Here is a 1,087-nt window from a genome sequence, read left to right on the forward strand (position 1 = left end):
TGGCTGTAGTTTATATTAGTGTTGATATTAATTTTTCGTAACAAAATTCGATTTCTTTGTATTTCTGATAAGCGGTAATGTCTTCAGATATTTTTTGAGTAAAAGATTTTAGCTTATCGTTTCTATTTTTCAACTTTTGCTTTATACGATACCAGTTTAAGTACTGCTGTAAATATTTTGTAGATACTCCCCAAAATGTATTGTCAATCCATTTCTTGATCTTATTGTGAGTTGAATTGACATGTTGAATATGGTACACTCCGTTTTTGACGCGCTGCTTTATGATTCCTTTTATTGGATGGTGTTCTATTTCATTATCCATTGCAAAACCTTTGTAGCTCACATGTGCATCACTACAAAGAATTGTTTGCTTTGGTTTTATTCTGTTTCCAATAGCATTTTCAATATCCACTTTCCTTAACCTGCCCATTGTAGCTACAGTAAGGTCTAAAACCGATTTTCTATCCTGGGTTACTATAACAGCTACTAGATCGTTACTTATTCCTCTAGTTTTAGATGAACCTCCCCGTTTTCGGGAAACTCTATGTTCTATTTTTCTTCCTTTTTCAGAATTCAAAAAGAACGTCTCATCACTTTCTGTGATTCCGGTAAAATTATCATTATCAATATCCGACAAGGATGATAATATCTTATGGCGCCAGTCAAAGGCCGTCTTTTTGTTAATAGACAGAGCTACCTTAATTTTATCCAAACTTTTTTCTTCCATCATTAACCCTAAATAATCATCTAGCTTCTCTTTAGAGTGGATACCTGCCATCCAAGTACCAGAATATTCAGTGAAACTTCGATTGCAAGATTTACACTTGTAGCGCTGTGAATTGCTCTTAAAGCCAAATTTTACATATTTATTGTGACCACAATGAGAACAAACGCCTTGCTTATTATTAAGCAATTCCCTTCGGGATTGCTGACAACCATAGACTTCCGACTCTGCCCTGTCTTTTATTTGAATCTCGGACAGGAGTCGTTGTCTGTCAGATAAAGATAGCTTTAGCAGTTCTGACTTGATTTCTGATATATCCATAATCTAAATGTATAAAAATAATACCTATTTTAAACTACAGCC

Annotated in this window: 1 protein-coding gene; it reads right to left on the reverse strand. The window is 34.2% G+C overall.

Annotation, left to right across the window (positions count from 1 at the left end):
- Positions 1-10 precede the first annotated feature (10 nt).
- Positions 11-1,045 (reverse strand): IS1595 family transposase, encoded by a 1,035-nt coding sequence (locus tag EM932_RS20690; protein ID WP_135879106.1) that lies wholly within the window; start codon positions 1,043-1,045, stop codon positions 11-13.
- Positions 1,046-1,087 lie beyond the last annotated feature (42 nt).

The organism is Flavivirga rizhaonensis (assembly GCF_004791695.1).
Taxonomy (GTDB): Bacteria; Bacteroidota; Bacteroidia; order Flavobacteriales; family Flavobacteriaceae; genus Flavivirga; species Flavivirga rizhaonensis.

Bases quoted from the DNA above. Each gene is read 5' to 3' on its own strand.
- EM932_RS20690 (WP_135879106.1), bottom strand. From the start codon at position 1,045: ATGGATATATCAGAAATCAAGTCAGAACTGCTAAAGCTATCTTTATCT.